Annotated in this window: 12 protein-coding genes and 1 pseudogene; 4 read left to right on the top strand and 9 right to left on the bottom strand. The window is 59.3% G+C overall.

What is annotated here, in order from left to right; genetic code table 11:
- Positions 1-308: 308 nt before the first annotated feature.
- The 5 genes from ACA070_RS14705 to tpx form a co-directional block, all read right to left on the bottom strand.
- Positions 309-1790 carry an efflux transporter outer membrane subunit gene (locus ACA070_RS14705; protein WP_497451751.1) on the bottom strand — a complete coding sequence of 494 codons (1482 nt, stop codon included), beginning with the start codon at positions 1788-1790 and terminating at the stop codon, positions 309-311.
- The gene (locus ACA070_RS14700; protein ID WP_462027319.1) at positions 1787-4894 is read right to left on the bottom strand and encodes an efflux RND transporter permease subunit; all 3108 of its coding nucleotides are present in this window, start codon (positions 4892-4894) and stop codon (positions 1787-1789) included. The genes ACA070_RS14705 and ACA070_RS14700 overlap by 4 nt, the downstream gene beginning before the upstream one ends.
- The gene (locus ACA070_RS14695) at positions 4891-7995 is read right to left on the bottom strand and encodes an MdtB/MuxB family multidrug efflux RND transporter permease subunit (RefSeq protein WP_497451750.1); all 3105 of its coding nucleotides are present in this window, start codon (positions 7993-7995) and stop codon (positions 4891-4893) included. Before ACA070_RS14695 ends, ACA070_RS14700 begins: the two co-directional genes overlap by 4 nt.
- On the bottom strand, positions 7992-9308 hold the full coding sequence (locus ACA070_RS14690) for an MdtA/MuxA family multidrug efflux RND transporter periplasmic adaptor subunit (protein ID WP_497451749.1): 1317 nt from the start codon (positions 9306-9308) through the stop codon (positions 7992-7994). Before ACA070_RS14690 ends, ACA070_RS14695 begins: the two co-directional genes overlap by 4 nt.
- 178 nt (positions 9309-9486) lie before the next feature.
- On the bottom strand, positions 9487-9987 hold the full coding sequence (gene tpx / locus ACA070_RS14685; protein WP_497451748.1) for a thiol peroxidase: 501 nt from the start codon (positions 9985-9987) through the stop codon (positions 9487-9489).
- Between the two features lie 401 nt (positions 9988-10388).
- On the opposite strand from tpx, the gene ACA070_RS14680 reads away from it, so the two are divergent.
- Entirely contained in the window at positions 10389-10814 is a 426-nt protein-coding gene (locus ACA070_RS14680; protein ID WP_497451747.1) for a YciI family protein, read from the top strand.
- Between the two features lie 52 nt (positions 10815-10866).
- Here the strand turns inward: ACA070_RS14680 and ACA070_RS14675 are convergent, their stop codons facing one another.
- From ACA070_RS14675 to ACA070_RS14660, 4 genes are all read right to left on the bottom strand, one after another.
- Positions 10867-11310: an SRPBCC family protein gene (locus ACA070_RS14675; protein WP_497451746.1), complete on the bottom strand. Its 444-nt coding sequence runs from the start codon at positions 11308-11310 to the stop codon at positions 10867-10869.
- 56 nt (positions 11311-11366) lie between these two features.
- Positions 11367-12890, bottom strand: a complete 1524-nt coding sequence (locus tag ACA070_RS14670) for an S-type pyocin domain-containing protein (RefSeq protein ID WP_497451745.1) — start codon at positions 12888-12890, stop codon at positions 11367-11369.
- A gap of 97 nt (positions 12891-12987) precedes the next feature.
- Positions 12988-13263, bottom strand: a complete 276-nt coding sequence (locus ACA070_RS14665) for a bacteriocin immunity protein (RefSeq protein WP_497451744.1) — start codon at positions 13261-13263, stop codon at positions 12988-12990.
- Complete coding sequence (locus ACA070_RS14660; protein ID WP_497451743.1) at positions 13260-15827, bottom strand: pyocin-S2/colicin E7-DNase domain-containing protein; 2568 nt, start codon at positions 15825-15827, stop codon at positions 13260-13262. The genes ACA070_RS14665 and ACA070_RS14660 overlap by 4 nt, the downstream gene beginning before the upstream one ends.
- 435 nt (positions 15828-16262) lie before the next feature.
- Here ACA070_RS14660 and ACA070_RS14655 point away from each other — a divergent pair.
- The 3 genes and pseudogenes from ACA070_RS14655 to ACA070_RS14645 all read left to right on the top strand — a co-directional run.
- Positions 16263-16505: pseudogene (locus ACA070_RS14655) on the top strand (hypothetical protein); the annotation flags it as partial.
- A 100-nt stretch (positions 16506-16605) separates the two neighbouring features.
- A complete protein-coding gene (locus ACA070_RS14650; RefSeq protein ID WP_497451742.1) occupies positions 16606-16818 on the top strand; it encodes a hypothetical protein in 213 nt (70 codons plus the stop codon).
- Between the two features lie 27 nt (positions 16819-16845).
- Positions 16846-18249: a DUF1254 domain-containing protein gene (locus ACA070_RS14645; RefSeq protein WP_497451741.1), complete on the top strand. Its 1404-nt coding sequence runs from the start codon at positions 16846-16848 to the stop codon at positions 18247-18249.
- The last annotated feature ends 34 nt before the right edge of the window (positions 18250-18283 follow it).

The following is an 18283-nucleotide window of genomic DNA, read 5'->3' as shown; positions in this document are numbered from 1 at the left end:
CTCGCGATCACCCCACCGTACTGCTTCCGTTCTCGGGAGGGCAAATTGGGCGATTGTACTGATTGCACACAAGAACGCACTGACAAAGTAATCAGATGGCCATCAAACCGATGAAACGCTTGTTTGACTCCCCGATGACTCAAGCAATCGTTGGTAGCAGCTGTCGAGCCCGCGAGGCTGCGTTCGGCGACGAAGTCGTCGTGAAATCAGGCGACGCAGTGTTTCAGGAAGACCGCATGCGCAGGTTTTACGACGACTGCGTCGCCGAACGCAGCCTCGCGGGCTCGACAGCTGCTACAACAGCCGCGCTATTTGTTTTCGCTCACTTGAAGCGCGCCATCCCAACCACCGCCCAGCGCCGCAATCAGCTGCACACTGGCGATCAAGCGGCTCTGCAACAGGCTCAACACGCTGCGTTCGTTATTCAACGCGGTGGCCTGGACCACCACCACTCCCAGGTAAGCAATCACCCCGGCCTTGTATTGGTTTTGCGTCAAGCGAAGGGATTCACGCGCGGCATCCAGCGCTTCCTGTCGCACACCGGCTTCGTCTTCCAGCACCTTGAGCTGCACCAGGTAGTTTTCTACTTCGCGGAAGCCATCAAGCACGGTCTGACGGTACTTGGCGACGGTTTCGTCGTAGGCCGCTTCACTGCGATCGACCTCGGCGGAACGCTGGCCGCCATCAAACAAGGTCATGGCCAGTTGCGGCCCCACCGACCAGAAGCGGTTCGGCACGCTGATCCAGTTGGCATACGTGCTGCTGCTATAACCGCCGTTCAGGCTCAGGGTCAGGTCCGGGTAGTAGGCAGCCTTGGCCACGCCGATGTTGGCGTTGGCCGCCATCACCGAACGCTCGGCGGAAGCGATGTCCGGGCGGCGCTCGAGCAACTGCGAAGGCAGGCTCAGCGGTATTTCGGGCAACGCCGGTATGTTCTTGGATTCGGCCAGGCTGAACTCGGCTGACGGCAGACCGATCAATACGGCGATGGCGTTCTCAAACTGGGCGCGTTGCCAGATCAGGTCGACCATGTCCGCCTGGGTGCTTTTGAGCTGGGTCTGGGCCTGGGCCACCGCATCCTTGCCGGAGACGCCGGCGCGGTACTGGTTTTCGGTCATTTTCAGCGAGCGCTGATAGGCCTCGACGGTCGCTTCCAGCAGGCGTTTCTGTTCGTCGATCACTCGCAGTTGCAGGTAGTTCTGCACCAGTTCCGATTGCTGGCTGAGGCGCATCGCTGCCAGATCGGCAAAACTGGCCTCGGCGTTGGCAGTGTCGGCTTCAAGGCCGCGACGCAATTTGCCCCAGATGTCCGCTTCCCAACTGACCCCGGCCTGCGCGGTGTAGGTGTCGCGAATACCGCTGGAGGAACTGGTCAGGCTCGAACTGCTGCTGCCGGTACCCTGGCTGGAGCGGTTTTTCCCGACGGTCAGGTCCACGGTTGGGAAAAACGCACCGCGGGCGCTGCGCACCAAGGCCTGGGCCTGACGGTACTGGGCTTCGGACTGGGCGACGGTCTGGTTGGAGCTGTTGAGTTTTTCGATCAGGCCATTGAGCTGCTGATCGCCATACAACTCCCACCAGGCGCCACGGGCCAGGGCATCACTCGGGCTGGCCTGACGCCAGCCGGCGGCTTCCTTGTATTGCACCGGCGCAGCGGCCTGCGGGCGCTGGTAGTCCGGGCCGACAGCGCAAGCGCTGAGCATCGCCACGCACAGCGCCAGGCTCAGCAAACGCGAGCCCCGGGCCGCCGCCAACGGCGTGGCCAGATTGATAAGCGAACGGTCAGTCATAGCGGAGTTTCCAGAGCAGCATCGGTACGCACCCCACGCCATTTGTTGAAGCGATGGCGCAGTTTATCGAGATAGAGGTAAACCACCGGGGTGGTGTAAAGGGTCAGCACCTGGCTGAAGATCAGCCCGCCGATGATGGTCAGGCCCAGCGGCTGACGCATTTCCGCGCCTTCGGCACGGCTCAGCAGTAAGGGCAAGGCGCCGAGGATGGCCGCCAGGGTGGTCATCAGAATCGGCCGCAGACGTTGCAGGCAGGCGCTGCGAATCGACTCCAGCGGCTCCAGGCCCTGATGGCGCTCCAGTTGCAGCGCCAGGTCGATCATCAGAATGGCGTTTTTCTTCACCACGCCGATGAGCAGGAACAACCCGAGCAACGAAATCAGGCTGAACTCACCGCCCAGCGCATAGATCGACAGCAACGCGCCGACCCCGGCCGACGGCAACGTCGACAAAATGGTCAGCGGATGGATGTAGCTTTCATACAACACACCCAGCACCAGATACACCGCCACCAGCGCGCCGAGAATCATCCATGGCTGGCTCTTTTGGGTGGCAGCGAAGGCATCGGCGGTGCCGGCCATTTTCGCAATCACGCTTTCCGGCAGACCAACCTTGGCGATGGCCCGCTCAATCGCGGCCGTGCCCTGCTCCACCGTCACCCCGTCGGCCATGTCGAAAGACAGGCTTTCGGACGCGAACTGGCCTTCATGGCTGACCCGGTCGTCTTCCAGGCTGTTTTCGTAGTGGGCAATGGTCGACAGCGGAATCCGTGCGCCGTCGGCCGTGATCACTTGCACCTGCTTGAGCGTGATTGGGTCCTGGGCGTATTTCGGATTGACCTCCATCACCACCTGGTACTGGTTGAGGCTGTCGTAAATCGTCGAAATCTGCCGCTGGCTGTAGGCGTTGTTCAACACCGAAGTGACCATGTCCATGTCGACCCCCAGGCGCTTGGCTTGATCGCGGTCGACGATCAGGGTCACCTGTTGCGCGCCGCGACCTTCACGAGCATCGATCGCCGTCAGCTCCGGCAACGCTTTCAACGCGGTGACGACTTTCGGGTACCACTCGCGCAAATCACCCAGGTCGCCGCTTTGCAGGATGTAGGAATACTGCGAGGTGGTTTGTTCGCGACCGCCACCGAATTGCAGGTCCTGATCCGCCATCAACATCAATTGCGCGCCAGGGACTTTGGGCATTTCCTTGCGCAAGCGTTCGATGACCTTCTGCGCGGAAATGTTGCGTTCCTTGATCGGTTTCAACCGCACCAGCATGAAGGCGTTGTTGGTGCCGTTGGTGCCGCCGATGAAACCGGCGACGCTTTGCACCGCGTCGTCCTTGAGCACGGCGCGGCGGAAGATTTCCATTTTCGGCTGCATGACGCTGAACGACAGCCCATCGTCGCCACGCACAAAACCGATCAGCTGGCCGGTGTCCTGCTGCGGCATAAATGTTTTAGGAACAACAACATACAGCGCGATGTTAACGCCAACTGTCACGAAAAGACTGAGCAAGGTCAACCGGCGGTGACGCAACACCCAATCGAGGCTGGTCGCGTATTTGCCGACCATCCACTCGTTGGCCCGCTGACTCCAGCGCTGCAAACGGTTTTCCTGCCCCGGTGTGTGCGGCTTGAGCCAGCGAGCGCAGAGCATCGGCGTCAGCGTCAGCGAAACCACCAGCGAGACCACGATGGACGCCGCCAACGTGATGGAAAACTCGCGGAACAGGCTTTCGACAATCCCGCCCATAAACAGGATCGACAGGAACACCGCCACCAGCGAGACGTTCATCGACAGCAAGGTGAAGCCGACTTCCTGAGCACCGAGGTAGGCGGCCTTCATCGGCGGCACGCCTTTGTCGATGTGCCGGGAAATGTTCTCCAGCACCACGATGGCGTCGTCCACCACCAGCCCGGTAGCCAGAATCAACGCCATCAACGACAGGTTGTTCAGGGAGAAGCCGTAGAGGTACATCACCGCAAACGTGCCGACCAGCGACACCGGCACCGCCAGGGTCGGAATCAGCGAGGCGCGGAAGTTACCGAGAAACAGGAACACCACCAGAATCACCAGTGCCACGGCGATCAGCAGGGTCATTTCCGCTTCGTGCAGGGTCGCCTTGATCACCGGTGAGCGGTCCATCGCCAGGTTCAGCTTGACGCTGGCCGGCAGCACGGCCTGCAATGCCGGCAGCTGCGCTTTGATTTCGTTGACCGTCTCGATGATGTTGGCACCGGCCTGGCGGTTGATCACCAGCAGCACCGCCGCGTCATTGTTGAAGAAGCCGCTGTTGTAGCGGTCCTCTACCCCGTCGCTGACCTTGGCCACATCCTTCAGGCGCAGTGCGGCGCCGTCTGCGTAGTGAATGATCAGCGACTCGTAATCCTTGGCTTTTTCCAGTTGATCGTTGGCCTGCACCTGCCACAGCCGCTGGCCGTCTTCGACCGAGCCTTTCGGCCGGCGCACGTTGGCGTTTGCAATGGTGTTGCGCACATCGTCCAGGGCCACGCCGTACTGGTTGAGCGCCTGGGGTTCGAGCTCGATGCGCACCGCCGGCAAGGAGCTGCCGCCAATCTGCACTTCGCCCACGCCCTGCACCTGGGACAGGCTCTGGGACAGGATTGTCGAGGCCAAATCGTAGAGCTGGCCTTTTTCCAGTACGTCGGAGGTCAGCGACAGCACCATGATCGGCGCCTGGGACGGGTTGACCTTCTTATAGGTCGGCATGCTGCGCATCCCGCTCGGCAGCAGGTTACGCGAGGCGTTGATCGCCGCCTGCACTTCCCGCGCCGCGCCGTTGATGTCGCGGTCCAGGTCGAACTGCAAAATCACCCGGGTCGAGCCCTGGCTGGAGCGGCTGCTCATGGTGTTGACGCCGGCGATGGCGCCGAAGGAGCGTTCCAGCGGCGTGGCCACGGTCGAGGCCATCACTTCAGGGCTGGCGCCGGGCAGGCTGGCCTGCACCACGATCACCGGGAAGTCCATCTGCGGCAACGGCGCCACCGGCAACAGGCCGAAGCTCACGCCGCCCAGCAGCATGATCGCCAGGCTGAGCAACATGGTCGCAACCGGGCGCTTGATGAAAGGTCCGGACAGGTTCATGGCTGCTCTACCGCTTCCGCGGCTTCAGACTTGCGGCCCCAGCGTCGACCGAGGCGGTCGAAATACAGATAGATCACCGGCGTGGTGAACAGCGTCAGTACCTGACTCAGCAACAAACCGCCGACCATCACCAGACCCAACGGCTGGCGCAATTCCGCGCCGGAACCGGTCGCCAGCATCAACGGCACCGCACCAAACAAGGCGGCCAGCGTGGTCATCAGAATCGGTCGGAAACGCAACAGCGCTGCCTGATAGATCGCTGTTTCCGGGTCCATGCCCTGATTGCGTTCAGCGTCGAGGGCGAAGTCGATCATCATGATCGCGTTCTTTTTCACGATGCCGATCAGCAAAATGATGCCGATGATCGCGATCATCCCCAGGTCGTTGCCGCTCAACAGCAACGCCAGCAAGGCGCCGACCGCTGCCGAGGGCAACGTCGAGAGGATGGTGATCGGGTGGATGTAACTCTCATAGAGCACGCCGAGCACGATGTACATGGTCACCACCGCCGCCAGAATCAGCAGCAAGGTGCTCGACAACGAGGCCTGGAACGCCTCGGCTGCGCCCTGGAACTGAGTCTGCACGCCAATCGGCATGCCGATGTCTTTCTGCACCTGATCGATGATTTCCACCGCATGCCCCAGTGCCACGCCGGGTGCGAGGTTGAAGGACATCATCACCGCCGGGAACTGGCCAATGTGGGTGATCGCCAGTTGAGCCTGGCGCTCCTCGATGTGCGCCAAGCTGGACAGTCGCACTTGTCCGCCGTCGGTGGTCTTGACGTGAATCTGGTTCAACGCATCCGGGCCGATTTTCTCGCCGGACTGCGATTGCAGTACCACACGGTACTGGCTGGCCTGGGTGTAAATGGTGGAAATCTGCCGCTGGCCGAAGGCGTCGTACAACGCATCAGTGATGTTCGACACCGACACACCCACCCGTGACGCCGCATCGCGGTCGATCACCAGATAGACCTGCAACCCCTTGTCCTGCAGGTCGCTGGCGACGTCAGTCAATTCCGGCCGTTGCGCCAGTGCCTCCACCAGACGCCCGCTCCACAGGCTGAGCAACTCGGAATCCGGCGACGACATGCTGAACTGGTATTGCGTGCGGCTGACCCGGTCTTCGATGGTCAGGTCCTGCACCGGCTGCATAAACAGGCGAATGCCGACCAGCTTGTCCAGTTCCGGTTGCAGGCGGGCGATCACTTCGGTGGCGCTCAGGTCGCGGTTGCTGTGGGACTTGAGGTTGATCAGCAGGCGACCGCTGTTCAGTGTCGAGTTGTCACCGTCGACGCCGATGTAGGACGACAGGCTTTCCACCGCCGGATCGGCCAGGATCACCTTGGCCAGTTCTTGCTGACGCTCGCTCATCGCCGCAAAGGAAATCGACTGCGGCGCCTCGGAAATTCCCTGGATAACACCCGTGTCCTGCACTGGGAAGAAGCCTTTGGGCACGACCATGTAAAGGACCACAGTCAGCGCCAACGTGCCGATAGCCACCAGCAACGTCAGCGGTTGATGCTTGAGAACCCACTTTAACTTGCGTCCGTAAGCCGCGATCATCCAATCAATTGTCGCGCCGCTGGCCCGGTAGAACCGGCCCTGTTCTTCTTCCTTGGGTTCACGCTTGAGCAAGCGTGCGCACATCATCGGGGTCAGGGTCAGGGACACGACCAGGGAAATCAGGATCGCCACCGCCAGGGTGATGGCGAATTCGCGGAACAGGCGCCCCACCACGTCCGCCATGAACAGCAGCGGAATCAGTACCGCAATCAGCGACAGGGTCAGGGAAATCAGGGTGAAACCGATCTGCTTGGCGCCCTTGAGCGCGGCATTGAGGGGACTGTCCCCTTCTTCGATAAACCGGGAAATGTTCTCCAGCATCACGATCGCATCGTCCACCACGAAACCGGTGGCGATGGTCAGGGCCATCAAGGTCAGGTTATTGACCGAGAACCCGGCGAGGTACATCACGCCAAAGGTACCGATCAGCGACAGCGGCACGGCCACTGACGGAATGATCGTAGCGCTGGCCCGCCGCAGGAACAGGAAGGTGACCATGACCACCAGCGCGATGGCGATCAGCAATTCGTGTTGCACGTCGGTGACGGAGGCGCGGATGGTCTGGGTGCGGTCGGTGAGGACCGTGACGTCGAGGCCGGCCGGCAGGTTATCCGTGATGCTCGGCAGCAAGGCCTTGATCCGGTCGACCACTTCGATGACGTTGGCGCCGGGCTGACGCTGAATGTTCAGCAGCACCGCCTGGTTTTCATTGGCCCACGCCGCCAGCCGCTCGTTCTCGGCGCCGTCGACAATTTCGGCCACGTCCTTGAGGCGCAACGGCGCGCCGTTGGCGTAGGCGAGAATCAGATTGGCGTAGTCCTTGGGCGAGGTCAGTTGATCGTTGGCATCGAGCATCGACACCCGGGTCGGGCCGTCGAAGTTGCCTTTCGGCTGGTTGACGTTGGACGCGCCAATCAAGGTGCGCACATCCGACAGGTTCAAGCCATTGGCCGCCAAGGCCTCCGGGTTGACCTTGATCCGCACCGCCTGACGCTGGCCGCCAGCGATGCTGACCATGCCGACGCCGCTGATCTGGGCGATTTTCTGCGCCATCCGCGTGTCGACCAGGTCATTGAGCTTGGGCAACAGCATGGTCTTGGAGGTGATGGCGAGGGTCAGCACCGGGGTGTCCGCCGGGTTGACCTTGTTGTACACCGGCGGCGCCGGCAGGTCCTTGGGCAGCAGATTGGTCGCGGCGTTGATTGCGGCCTGCACCTGCTGCTCGGCAACGTCCATGTTGATGTCGAGGCTGAACCGCAGGGTCAGCACCGAGGCACCGCCGGAGCTGGTCGACGCCATCTGGGTCAGGCCGGGCATCTGCCCGAACTGACGCTCCAGCGGCGCAGTCACGGCGCTGGTCATCACATCCGGGCTGGCGCCGGGATACAGCGTCATGACGCGAATGGTCGGGTAATCCACCTGAGGCAATGCCGACACCGGCAGCAGCCGATAGGCGATCACGCCGGCCAGGATAATGGCCAGCATGCTCAGCGTGGTGGCGACCGGGCGAAGGATGAACAGCCGCGAGATGTTCATGCGCCGCCCTTTTTCGCCTTGTCGGCGGCGGCCGGCTCAGTCGAGCTGGCCGCCGATTTACCTTGCAGGTGGCCAGTCGGGGTGGTCGGTACGTCCTTGGTGTCGTTGACCACTTCCACTTCGCTGCCTTCCTTCAGGCGGTCGGTGCCTTCGAGGACCACACGATCTCCAGGGGCCAGGCCCTCGGTAATCACGGTGTTTTCACCGTCACTGGCGCCGACTTTCAGCTGGCGGATCGCGACTTTTTTGTCGCCGTCCAGGGCGTAGACGAAGGTGCCGTTGGTGCCGAACTGAATCGCCGCCGAAGGTGCGAGCACTACGTCTTTGAGGGTGTCGGCCAGCAGGTGGACGTTGACGAACTGGTTGGGGAACAGCGCCTGATCACGGTTTTCGTAGCGCGCCTTGAACTTCAAGGTGCCGGTGGTCACGTCAATCTGGTTGTCCAGGCTCTGCAAGACGCCGGTGGCTTGCAACTTGGTGTCGCCACGGTCCCAGGCTTCGGCGGGCAGTTTGGCGCCGGTGCGATAGCGGGCCAGCACGACGTCGAGGCTGTTTTCCGGCAAGGTGAAGGCGACGCTGATCGGTTGGGTCTGGGTGATGATCGCCAGCGCCGTGGTGTCGTTGGCGGCCACCAGGTTGCCGACGTCCAGTTGCCGCAGGCCTACACGCCCAGCAATCGGGGCGCGGATCTTGGTGAATTCGAGATTGAGCTTGGCGTCGTTGACCGCTGCCTGATTGGTCTTGACCGTGCCCAGGTACTGACCGACCAGTGCTTCGGCGGTGTCCAGGGTTTGCTTGGCGATACTGTCTTCCTTGAACAGACCACGATAACGCTCGACATCGACTTGAGCGTTTTTCAGCTGTGCCTGGTTCTGCAGCAAGGTGCCTTCGGCCTGAAGCAAGGCGTTCTGGTAAGGGCGCGGGTCGATTTCGGCCAGCAGGTCGCCAGCCTTGACCATCTGCCCTTCTTCGAAGGAGATCTTCATCAGTTCGCCGCCAACGCGACTGCGCACATTAATGGTGTTCAGCGCGGTAACGGTACCCAGCGCCTTGTAGTACAGCGGGAAATCACCCTTGACCGCCGGCGCCACGCGCACCGGGATCGGCCCGGTCGCCCCGCCGAAACCTGGACGCATCCCCCCTGACTTGCCGGTGTGGCCGGCCACGGCTTTGGGCGCAGCACCGTCCTTGTGGGCAGTGCCGGCAGGCCAGAATTTCCAGCACAGGCCAGCGATGACCAACAGGACAAGCAGGCCGAGCAGCCAGCGACGAGGATTACGGGAAGCGGAGGATTGCATGGAATGATCAACCATTGGGCGCGTGAGCTTCTTTCTACAGGAGGCTGAACGATAAGCACTGGTGGGTATTAAGCAAAGCGCCTTTACCGGCAATTTACCTTCGGCTTACGTAACAGGATGTTTTGCCAAGACTCTGAATCACAAATGAAAACGGCCTGGACAGGGCCAGGCCGTTAACAATTGTAATAGCTACTTACTTCAGAACGGCAAGTGCCGCTTCGTAGTTCGGTTCTTCAGCGATTTCCTTGACCAGTTCGCTGTGCAGAACGTTGTCGTTTTCGTCCAGCACCACGACGGCACGGGCAGTCAGGCCTTTGAGCGGGCCGTCAGCGATAGCCACACCGTAGTTCTCGATGAACTCGGCACCGCGCAGGGTCGACAGGTTCTGGACGTTGTCCAGGCCTTCGGCGCCGCAGAAGCGTGCTTGAGCGAACGGCAGGTCAGCGGAGATGCACAGCACCACGGTGTTGGCGATGTCGTTGGCCTGGGCGTTGAACTTGCGCACCGAAGTGGCGCAGGTCGGGGTGTCGACGCTTGGGAAGATGTTCAGCACTTTGCGCTTGCCGGCGAAGTTCGCCAGGGTCACGTCGGACAGATTGCCGGCAACCAGGGAAAAGGCTGGCGCCTTGGAACCGGCTTGTGGCAGGTGGCCGTTGACTTGAACCGGGGAGCCTTTAAGAGTGACTTGAGCCATGAACGGAGTCCTTCTGACGTTGTTGTGGAGAATTTTGAAGAGGCCGAAGTTAACCACGAAATGGTCCGACGACCTATGCCCGGATACAAATTGTGAAGTGTCGCCCCCTCAATTGGATACAACTCCCCCAAACGACACAAAAACCTGTGGGAGCGTGCTTGCTCCCACCGGGTCGGATGCGTGCCGACTATCTCAGCAACCGCAGCATATTGCGGTGCCGCGCCTCGAAAATCCGGCGTATATCCACACGGTCGGTTCAGCGTACCGCCCTCTCCCGCCCCCACCCGGCATTCATGACGAAAGGCAGCCATCGCCACCACATTTCATACATCGCCTGTCGATTCAGGCCACGGTTATTCGACTAGACGATGAATCACCCACAATCCAGCGGAGACAAGACCATGCGATTCATGATCATTGTAAAAGCCAGCCCGGACTCCGAGGCCGGTGTGATGCCCACCGAGGAACTGATGACCGCGATGGGCAATTACAACGAAGAACTGACCAAGGCCGGCATCCTCATCGACTGCGACGGTCTGCAACCGAGCAGCAAAGGCGCGCGGGTGCGATTCTCAGGCGAAAAACGCACGGTCATCGACGGCCCGTTCGCCGAAACCAAGGAACTGATCGCCGGTTACTGGATTTGGGAGGTCAAGTCGAAAGAGGAAGCGATCGAGTGGGTCAAACGCTGCCCCAATCCGATGCCGGGCACCGAAGCAGAGATCGAGATTCGCCCGATATACGGGGCGGAGGATTTCGGCGAGGAGTTCACGCCGCAGCTGCGCGAGCAGGAAGAACGGATTCGCGAGCAGATGAAGAACCGTTGACGCGCTGTGGGAGCGAGCGTGCTCGCTCCCACAGGTCTGCATACAGGCGCCGTTAACCGAGCAAGCGCAGCATATTGCAGTGCCGAGCATGGAAGATTCGGCGCATGTAGGCATTAACCACCAGCCATTCCAACGGTGCACCGCCAATCGCCGAATAAGTCACCCGATCAGTGTACAGCGTACCGCCGTCGCTGGCCGCAACCCTGTGTTCATGTCGGAAGGCAGCCATCGGACCTTTGAGCATTTCGTCGATGAAATGATGCTCGCCGACCTCGCGTATTACCACCGTCCAGCTCGCCGGAATGCAATTGAACATCCAGTGCCGAAAGCAGAATTGTCGGCCGGCTTCGATACGCAGGTTACTCAAGTCGATGTCGCTCAGCAGCGAGACTCGCTCGGGGAAAATCTTCGGGAAGTTGAGGCCCTCCAGACAGAAGTCGAGGACAAATTCGGGTGTTCGGTTGGGAATCAGCGTGGTGAGTTCCAGTACAGGCATAGAAAGCGACATTCCTTTGTTTTTCTGATAACAGCCGGTTGTGTTCGACGTAGGGCCTAAGGCCTTGCTTCAGCGATTGTCGTATCAGGATATTCGCGCCGATCTCTGAACATGACGTACACCGGGTCCAGTCCTGCCTCGACGGGGAAGACAACGATGTAGTCGTCGAACCGGACGTCTCCCATCGAAGTTTCAAGTACCGGCACCGAAGACGATCGAACAAAACCCAAACGACGCCATGGGGCTGGAGAAACGGGTGGGCTAGCTTCCAGAGTGACCGGGGCATACCAGTAAACAGTGATCGGTGCGGCGTCATCAGCCGTAAAACTGAAAGTATTCAGTCGCTCATTATGTTGTGCTGCTCTGACCCGAACTCCGGATGCCGGATGACTGCCTTTGGACGGTGTGATGTGAACCTGTGACAGCGTTTTGATTTCGCGTAATCCCTGGAACATCGCTCTGGGTTTTGCCGGGACCACGGCGGTGCTCATCCTGTACGGAACGTCGACCTCAGCCCTGCTCGACGCCAGACTTTGCCAATCCAGTCCTTCGATTGGTAGAAGCTCAGCCAGGGGAACGCTGAGACCGTAAACCTGCTTATCTACGCGGCTGGAAAACTCGAAGTGCAACACCGCAGCGCGCTGGATCTCATCGGCGGGTTCGCCTGAGGTGTTCTGCCAGGTAAATTCTGCAACGGCCGAGCGAATCGCTTTTTGCAGCTCTATCTGTTGTGACACCAACAATGCCGATGGCCCGCTTTCAAGCAAAACATCGGGGCGTTTATCGGCAAAAGCCAATGATGCAGTGATCGTACAGGCAGCCTGAGCCGGACCGGCCCCTGTCAGATGACGTGAGCGAATCAATTGATTCTGCGCCGCTATCAACAACACTTCGGCCTCGTCATGCAGAACGCGATGGCGTTGGGTAATGCCGGCCAATTGCGCGATGTACCGGTCGTGTGTCGAGTTGATCTGTAGCACGATGCTCTGCCACAGCGCTTGCTCGGACCGGGCATAGGTCAGGTTGCGCGAAGCATCGCTTGTGGCAAATTCCATACGCATTTTCCAGCGTTCGAACTTACTGATTGCTATAACAGTTTCATACTGGGCAATTTCCAGAGTCCGGCTGTTTGTTTCCTGCTCAGGGATACTCAGGTGGACCTTCAGCTGACTCCGTAAGTGCTGGATACCTTGTTCGAAAAAGCCGAACGCCGTTTCGACAGCCCGTTCCGATTCGTCCGCGCCTGCAGCGATCCTTTGTACCTCGGCCAGGTTCCGGGCGGCATGGCTTGACTGCACCAGCGGAGTCGATACTAAAACATGCTCGTCCTTAAATGCTGCGACACCCCGCTTGTGATGCCAGTCCTTGACGAAAAGCACAACCGATCCAACGCGATTCAATTTGACTTTGTCGTTAAGGTAAAACAGCAAGTCCGCGCCGTTGGGATGCCCGACGATCCGGTCGAAATGATTGATCAGCCGGTCATGATCTTGCTTGGATAAATCAACGGCCAAAATCTTGTTGAACAGCGCCTGGAATTCCGGCTCGGTGTAATCCTTGAGAGTTGGTCTAAGTTCCATCTTTGGTTTTTCCTTGTGTCTATTGGGCAAACTGCAGAAAACAATGGCATCTGCTCATTTCGTTATGAACAGATGCCAGTTAGTCAATGGCGGCAAGTCACTCGGGTTTGAAGCTAGGTTTATTGTTGGCTGCTCGCCACTTCTTGACTTCTTTCAGAATCCCTTCGGGACTGTCCTCCTGACCCTCCTTGGGATAGAAAATGACGTCTGATCGGTCTGGGTGTTCGGTGATCACCTCGAAATGCTTGACGCGTTCAATCATGTATTTATCAAACTCGTCCGCCGTTAAGCTCTCTCCACCATTAAAAAGTTCTCTGAGGAAGTCCATAAACTCAGACTCTGTGTAATCTTCAAGACGTGAGTAGTTTTTCATAGCTGCTTACCTCCTTTATGCACGAGAACATGTCGTCTCGGTGTCATCACGACAATGTTTTCCATGCCGTACACAGCACCTCCCTGCGCAACCTCCAATTGGTGATGGAGTTCAAATTTTACTCGACCTCCGTACTGATCGTTTGCGATAGGGAAAGGTGCAGCGCCCTTGCGCATAAACCTCAAGTTTGTGGCATTGAATTGAGTACTTAAACTTACGTCAGCCGCAACTGCCTTCCAAAATGCCTCCCTGAATCTATGGAAATTAGGAAATTCCTTCCCTCTTAACTGATCAGCGATCTGCGAAGGAATAGGCGCTCCCTCCCCTCGAGAGGCTTCTCCCAACCATACTCCTGAAACCGACTGTCCAACCCCTGTCGCCACACCCGGATCGTCTCGCCGATCAAAAAACAGAACATCCGGCGAAGGTAATTCCATGTCCGCCGGATACCCAGGAATACTGGCACCAATCTGCCCTTCGTCAACAGCCGGAAACGTCTCGTTTTGCGGTAGGACCGGGATGATTGGTGCGCCGGGATAAACCGCGGGGATCGATGGTGAGACCGGCGAGGTCGTTGGCCCGAGATGTTCGATGCCGGGTGGAACCAACGGGGTCCAGGTACCACCACCAATCGGCCGAACCGGCCAGGGGATAACCGCCGGCACGATCCCCGGCCGACCTTGGGTGCTTTGCGGTGTGGTGATGCTTATTTTGTCGAGATTGAAGAGGTTCGCGCCGAGTTCTGCCCGCTCCTGATAACGCAGTTCGAATTCACGTCGTTCACCGACCCAGGTACTTTTCGGCGCATACGGCGCGAAACCTTGTTCGATGCGTTTTTTGTTCACCTCATCGAATTGGGCGACAAGCACCGGGTGTTCGCCAACCGTACGCCACAGCGCTTCATCGAAGGCGCTGAACGACGGGATTTCCCGGCCGCGAAATTGATCGCCGATCTGCACGGGAATGGCCGCACCCTGCGCCAGGCTTGCAGCTTTCCACCAATCATTCGCAGCAGGTTGACCGGTCCCGATGACGACGCCTGAGCCCAAGGGCGGCAGGTTGAAGGACATATAGATTGGCGGCTGGCCCGGCACGCAAACGATGCAATCCTGAATGCGCAAGTCGACACCTGCCGGGATGTCCAGGATCTGCGGTGTCGTCACCGCCAGCCCGGCTTGGCCGGAAGTGGCGACTTGAGGTGTGGATTCGGTTGTGAACTGCAGGAGTCGTCGCGGTGAACCCGGGACTTCGGCGCTGTAGACACCGGTCAGCGGGTCAATTACGGCATTGATGACCGGCACATGAGCATCCACCTCACCACCGGTGCTGGTAACGATGATCGCGGTACCTTCCGGCACGGCTTCGGGTTTGAGCCGGTACGCAACCTCCACCGAACCACCCGCCTCTGCGATTGATTGCAGCGCCCGACTGTCAGTAAGGCCCAGTGCCTTGACCGGGACACCAATGCCTTGGAACAAACGCCGGCGTTGTTCCGCAGTCAATTCGCCATTGCCAAGGGTTGGCGAATAAACCATTGCAGTGACAAATACTGGCCCCGTCCTGGCTACGATGCGCCCGGCATCGATAAGGGTGTCGATGGCAGCCTGGACAGCCCTTTCAAGCGCAGCGGCGACGTCTTGCGCAACCAACACGCTTTCTCGAGTCAAAAACATTCCGCCAGCGGCCACCGAAGTTACCGGAGCCGTCAGCGTGTTGGCGTGCCTGACCCGTTCGACACGAACATCTTCATCAGCCTGCTGCTTGAAGCGGACTCGCGCTTCGCGCTGCTCAGCGAATTGCCGCTGAGCCTCCCAGACGGCCTCCCGCTCGCGCCAGGCGATGGTCTGCTCGGCATGATGCCTGGCCAGTGCATTGGATTTACCCGTGAGGGCATTTATCTGTGCCGATAGCAGTCGCGCTTCATGAGCTGCGTTGTAGGCGTTTTCCCAGATTTGATGGCCGTCATTGAGTCCTGCACCGAATTGCCTGAGGCGCGTCAGGTAATCGCTCGTCGTGCGGGTGAGTGGATCGTGCCCGTCAAATGATCGGGCAACCGCGTTCTTGGCATTGAGTTCTGCAGTCTTGCGGGCGATCAACCCGTCGATTTCGTTTTTTTCTTTGGTGATGAGGTAAAGCTGCCAGCGCTCGGTTGAGTCAGAGGTATGGTGCCGGCGCGATGCTGAGATTTCGTGGTCAAGCAATGGCGCGAGTTGTGCGGCCTTGTCGGCAAAGCCGCGGTCGGCCTCGGCTCTTATGGCGTCATAACGCTGCCCCAGCCCCGTAAAAAACTGATTCTGGGCCTGGATGCGCGCCTGTTCCTGAGCATGTGCCGCCTCGGCTTGCGCCTGAGCCGCTGCTTGCGCGCTCGCTTGTTCCCTTGCCTTACGATCAGCTTCTATGGCCCGCTTTCGGGCTTTTTTCTTTCTCTTGCTGGTTTTACCAAAGCCGCCTGAAACCCCACCGCCGCCACCGAAACCTCCGCCAGAACCACCACTCGAAGCGGGCGGTCCGGACCTGATAACTACGCTCCCTGATGATCCATCGTCAAATGTGTGTTGTGCCATACAGTCACTCCTTGTCTGTAGGGCACAGCATGTCGATGAAGCAGTAGTGAGGTGCGGTACATAGTTATATGAGTTGATTTATTCCGAGGATCGGCACTGATCGAGCACTGCGGATCCAGGCGACGTTTTGGGGGCGGCGCTCCGACAAGCCCTCTCGCCACATCAGCGATCCGTCACTCCCAACCTCCTGTTTAGTATTAACTTTTTAGTACACAGAGATTCACGCAAACGGGCACAGAAAACCAAAGATTCTTCCCCTTCGACTGGCGAACCCCTCTTTAACTGCTAACTTCAACAGACGCGTCCTACAGGCCTGATAGGAAAGAGCTTACGAAGTAACGGCCGTCAAGTGCCGAGTCGCCCAATGAGCCACGAAGGAACGGGGGAGTCATGTCGAAGAGTTTGGGAGCGCACGCCTGTTTGTGGGCGGCATCAATGGCGTCTGCCATTTGCGCCCATGCAGACAACGCGGATACGGCCAACAAAAGTAACAACCCGCTGAACCTGGCACCCGGTGCCAACCTTCAGGACTACTACACCCCCAAGCTTTACGACACCAACGCCCACACCAACGATCTCCTGCTGCGCGGCACACTGCCGATTGCCCCGGGCAACTTCATCGGTGTGCCGCAATTACTGCGCGCCACCGTGCCGATCAGCACGCGCCCCGCCCCGAACGGCGAACCGCAGTGGACCGTAGAGCGCAAAGGCGATGGCCTGCCACAGTTCACGCTGTTCGCCGGGATCAACGTTACGTTTGGCAAATAAGGAACTCCGTATGCACAGTGCAATTCGCATAGCCGGCTACAGCCTGATGACCATGTTCGTCAGTTGTGGCGTTGGCGCACAGGATGTTGAGACGCGGATCGGCAAGATTGCGATGGAAGGCGAGCTGCCGGCCCATGAATCCATTCCCAGGCTCTACACCGCTCCGTTGGTGATCGAACTGCCGTCGCGCCCGGCACTCGACGACATCACGGCCGTGGAATGACGCCCAAGGATTCACTTAGGAAGCTCTATGAATAGTCGCCTGTTGCTCACCGTTCTCTCCGTCACCCTGAGCACCAGCGCCTGGGCCGACTTCACCGCGACACCCGAAGAAGCCCGAGGCATCGCCAAGGAGGCCTACCTGTACGGCTTCCCCGTGGTGGAAATGTACAAAACCCTCTACACCCAAGCCGTGGACAAAAAGAGCGCGAACTTCAAGGCGCCGTTCAACTGGATCGGCAACACCGCCAAAGCCTTCACCGACAAGGACACCGCGTTCGTCACACCGAACGCAGACACGCCCTACTCGTTCGTCTGGATGGACCTGCGCGCCGAACCGGTGGTGCTGACCTTGCCGCCCATCGATGAACACCGTTACTACTCCGTGCAATTGATCGACGCCTACACGCAGAATTTTGCGTACCTGGGCACCCGCAGCACGGGCAACAACGGCGGGCATTTCATGGTCGCAGGCCCCGACTGGAAGGGGCAGCAACCCGTAAAAATGGATCGCCTGTTGCGCAGTGAAACCAACATCGCCTACGCCCTGTATCGCACGCAGCTATTGGATGAAAAGGACCTGGCGAAGGTCAAGAAAATCCAGAAAGGCTACAAGGTCGAGACGCTGAGCCACTACGTCAAACAGAAGGCCCCGCCAAAAGCGCCGAAGATCGCCTGGCCGAAACCCACACCGACCATGAGCGATACCCCTGACCTGTTCCGCTACCTGAACTTCATGCTGGCCTTCGCCCCGGCGCAGGACGCGGAAAAGGACCTGCTCGCGCGCTTCAAGACCATCGGCATCGAAGCCGGGCAGCCTTTCAAGCTGCACGACTTCACGTCTGAACAGCGCCAGGCCCTGGAAGACGGTATCAGCGATGCCAAGGCCGAATTTGCCCAGTTCAAAAAAGACAAGGTCGATACCCACGAGATCACCAGCGGCGACTTCTTTGGCACCCGCGATCACCTGAAGGGCAATTACCTGTACCGCTACGCCGGCGCCAATATGGGGATTTTCGGCAACTCGGCCGAAGAGGCGAATTACATCGGCTATTTCGTCGATAAGGACGGTCAGCCGGTCGACGCCTCGAAACACGATTACACCCTGCATTTCGACAAAGGCGCCCTGCCCCCGGCCGATGCGTTCTGGTCGCTGACGATGTACGACGGCAAAAACAAGCTGCTGGTGGCCAACCCGCTGAATCGCTACCTGATCAACTCGCGGATGCTGCCCGAGCTCAAGCTCGACGCCGACGGTGGCCTGACCCTTTATCTACAAAACGAGGCCCCGGACAAGGACTTGCAGAGCAACTGGCTGCCAGCGCCGAACGGCCCGTTCTATGGGGTCTTGCGCCTGTACCTGCCAAAACCGGAAGTCGCCAGCCGCCAGTGGAAAATGCCGCTGCTGACTCCCGTCAACTCACAAAAACAGTAAGCGGAGTCAGTCATGGGCAGGTCTTTTGCAGTGC

Source organism: Pseudomonas sp. LBUM1678 (genome assembly GCF_059695575.1).
This window is presented reverse-complemented; position numbering and strand designations above follow the sequence as displayed.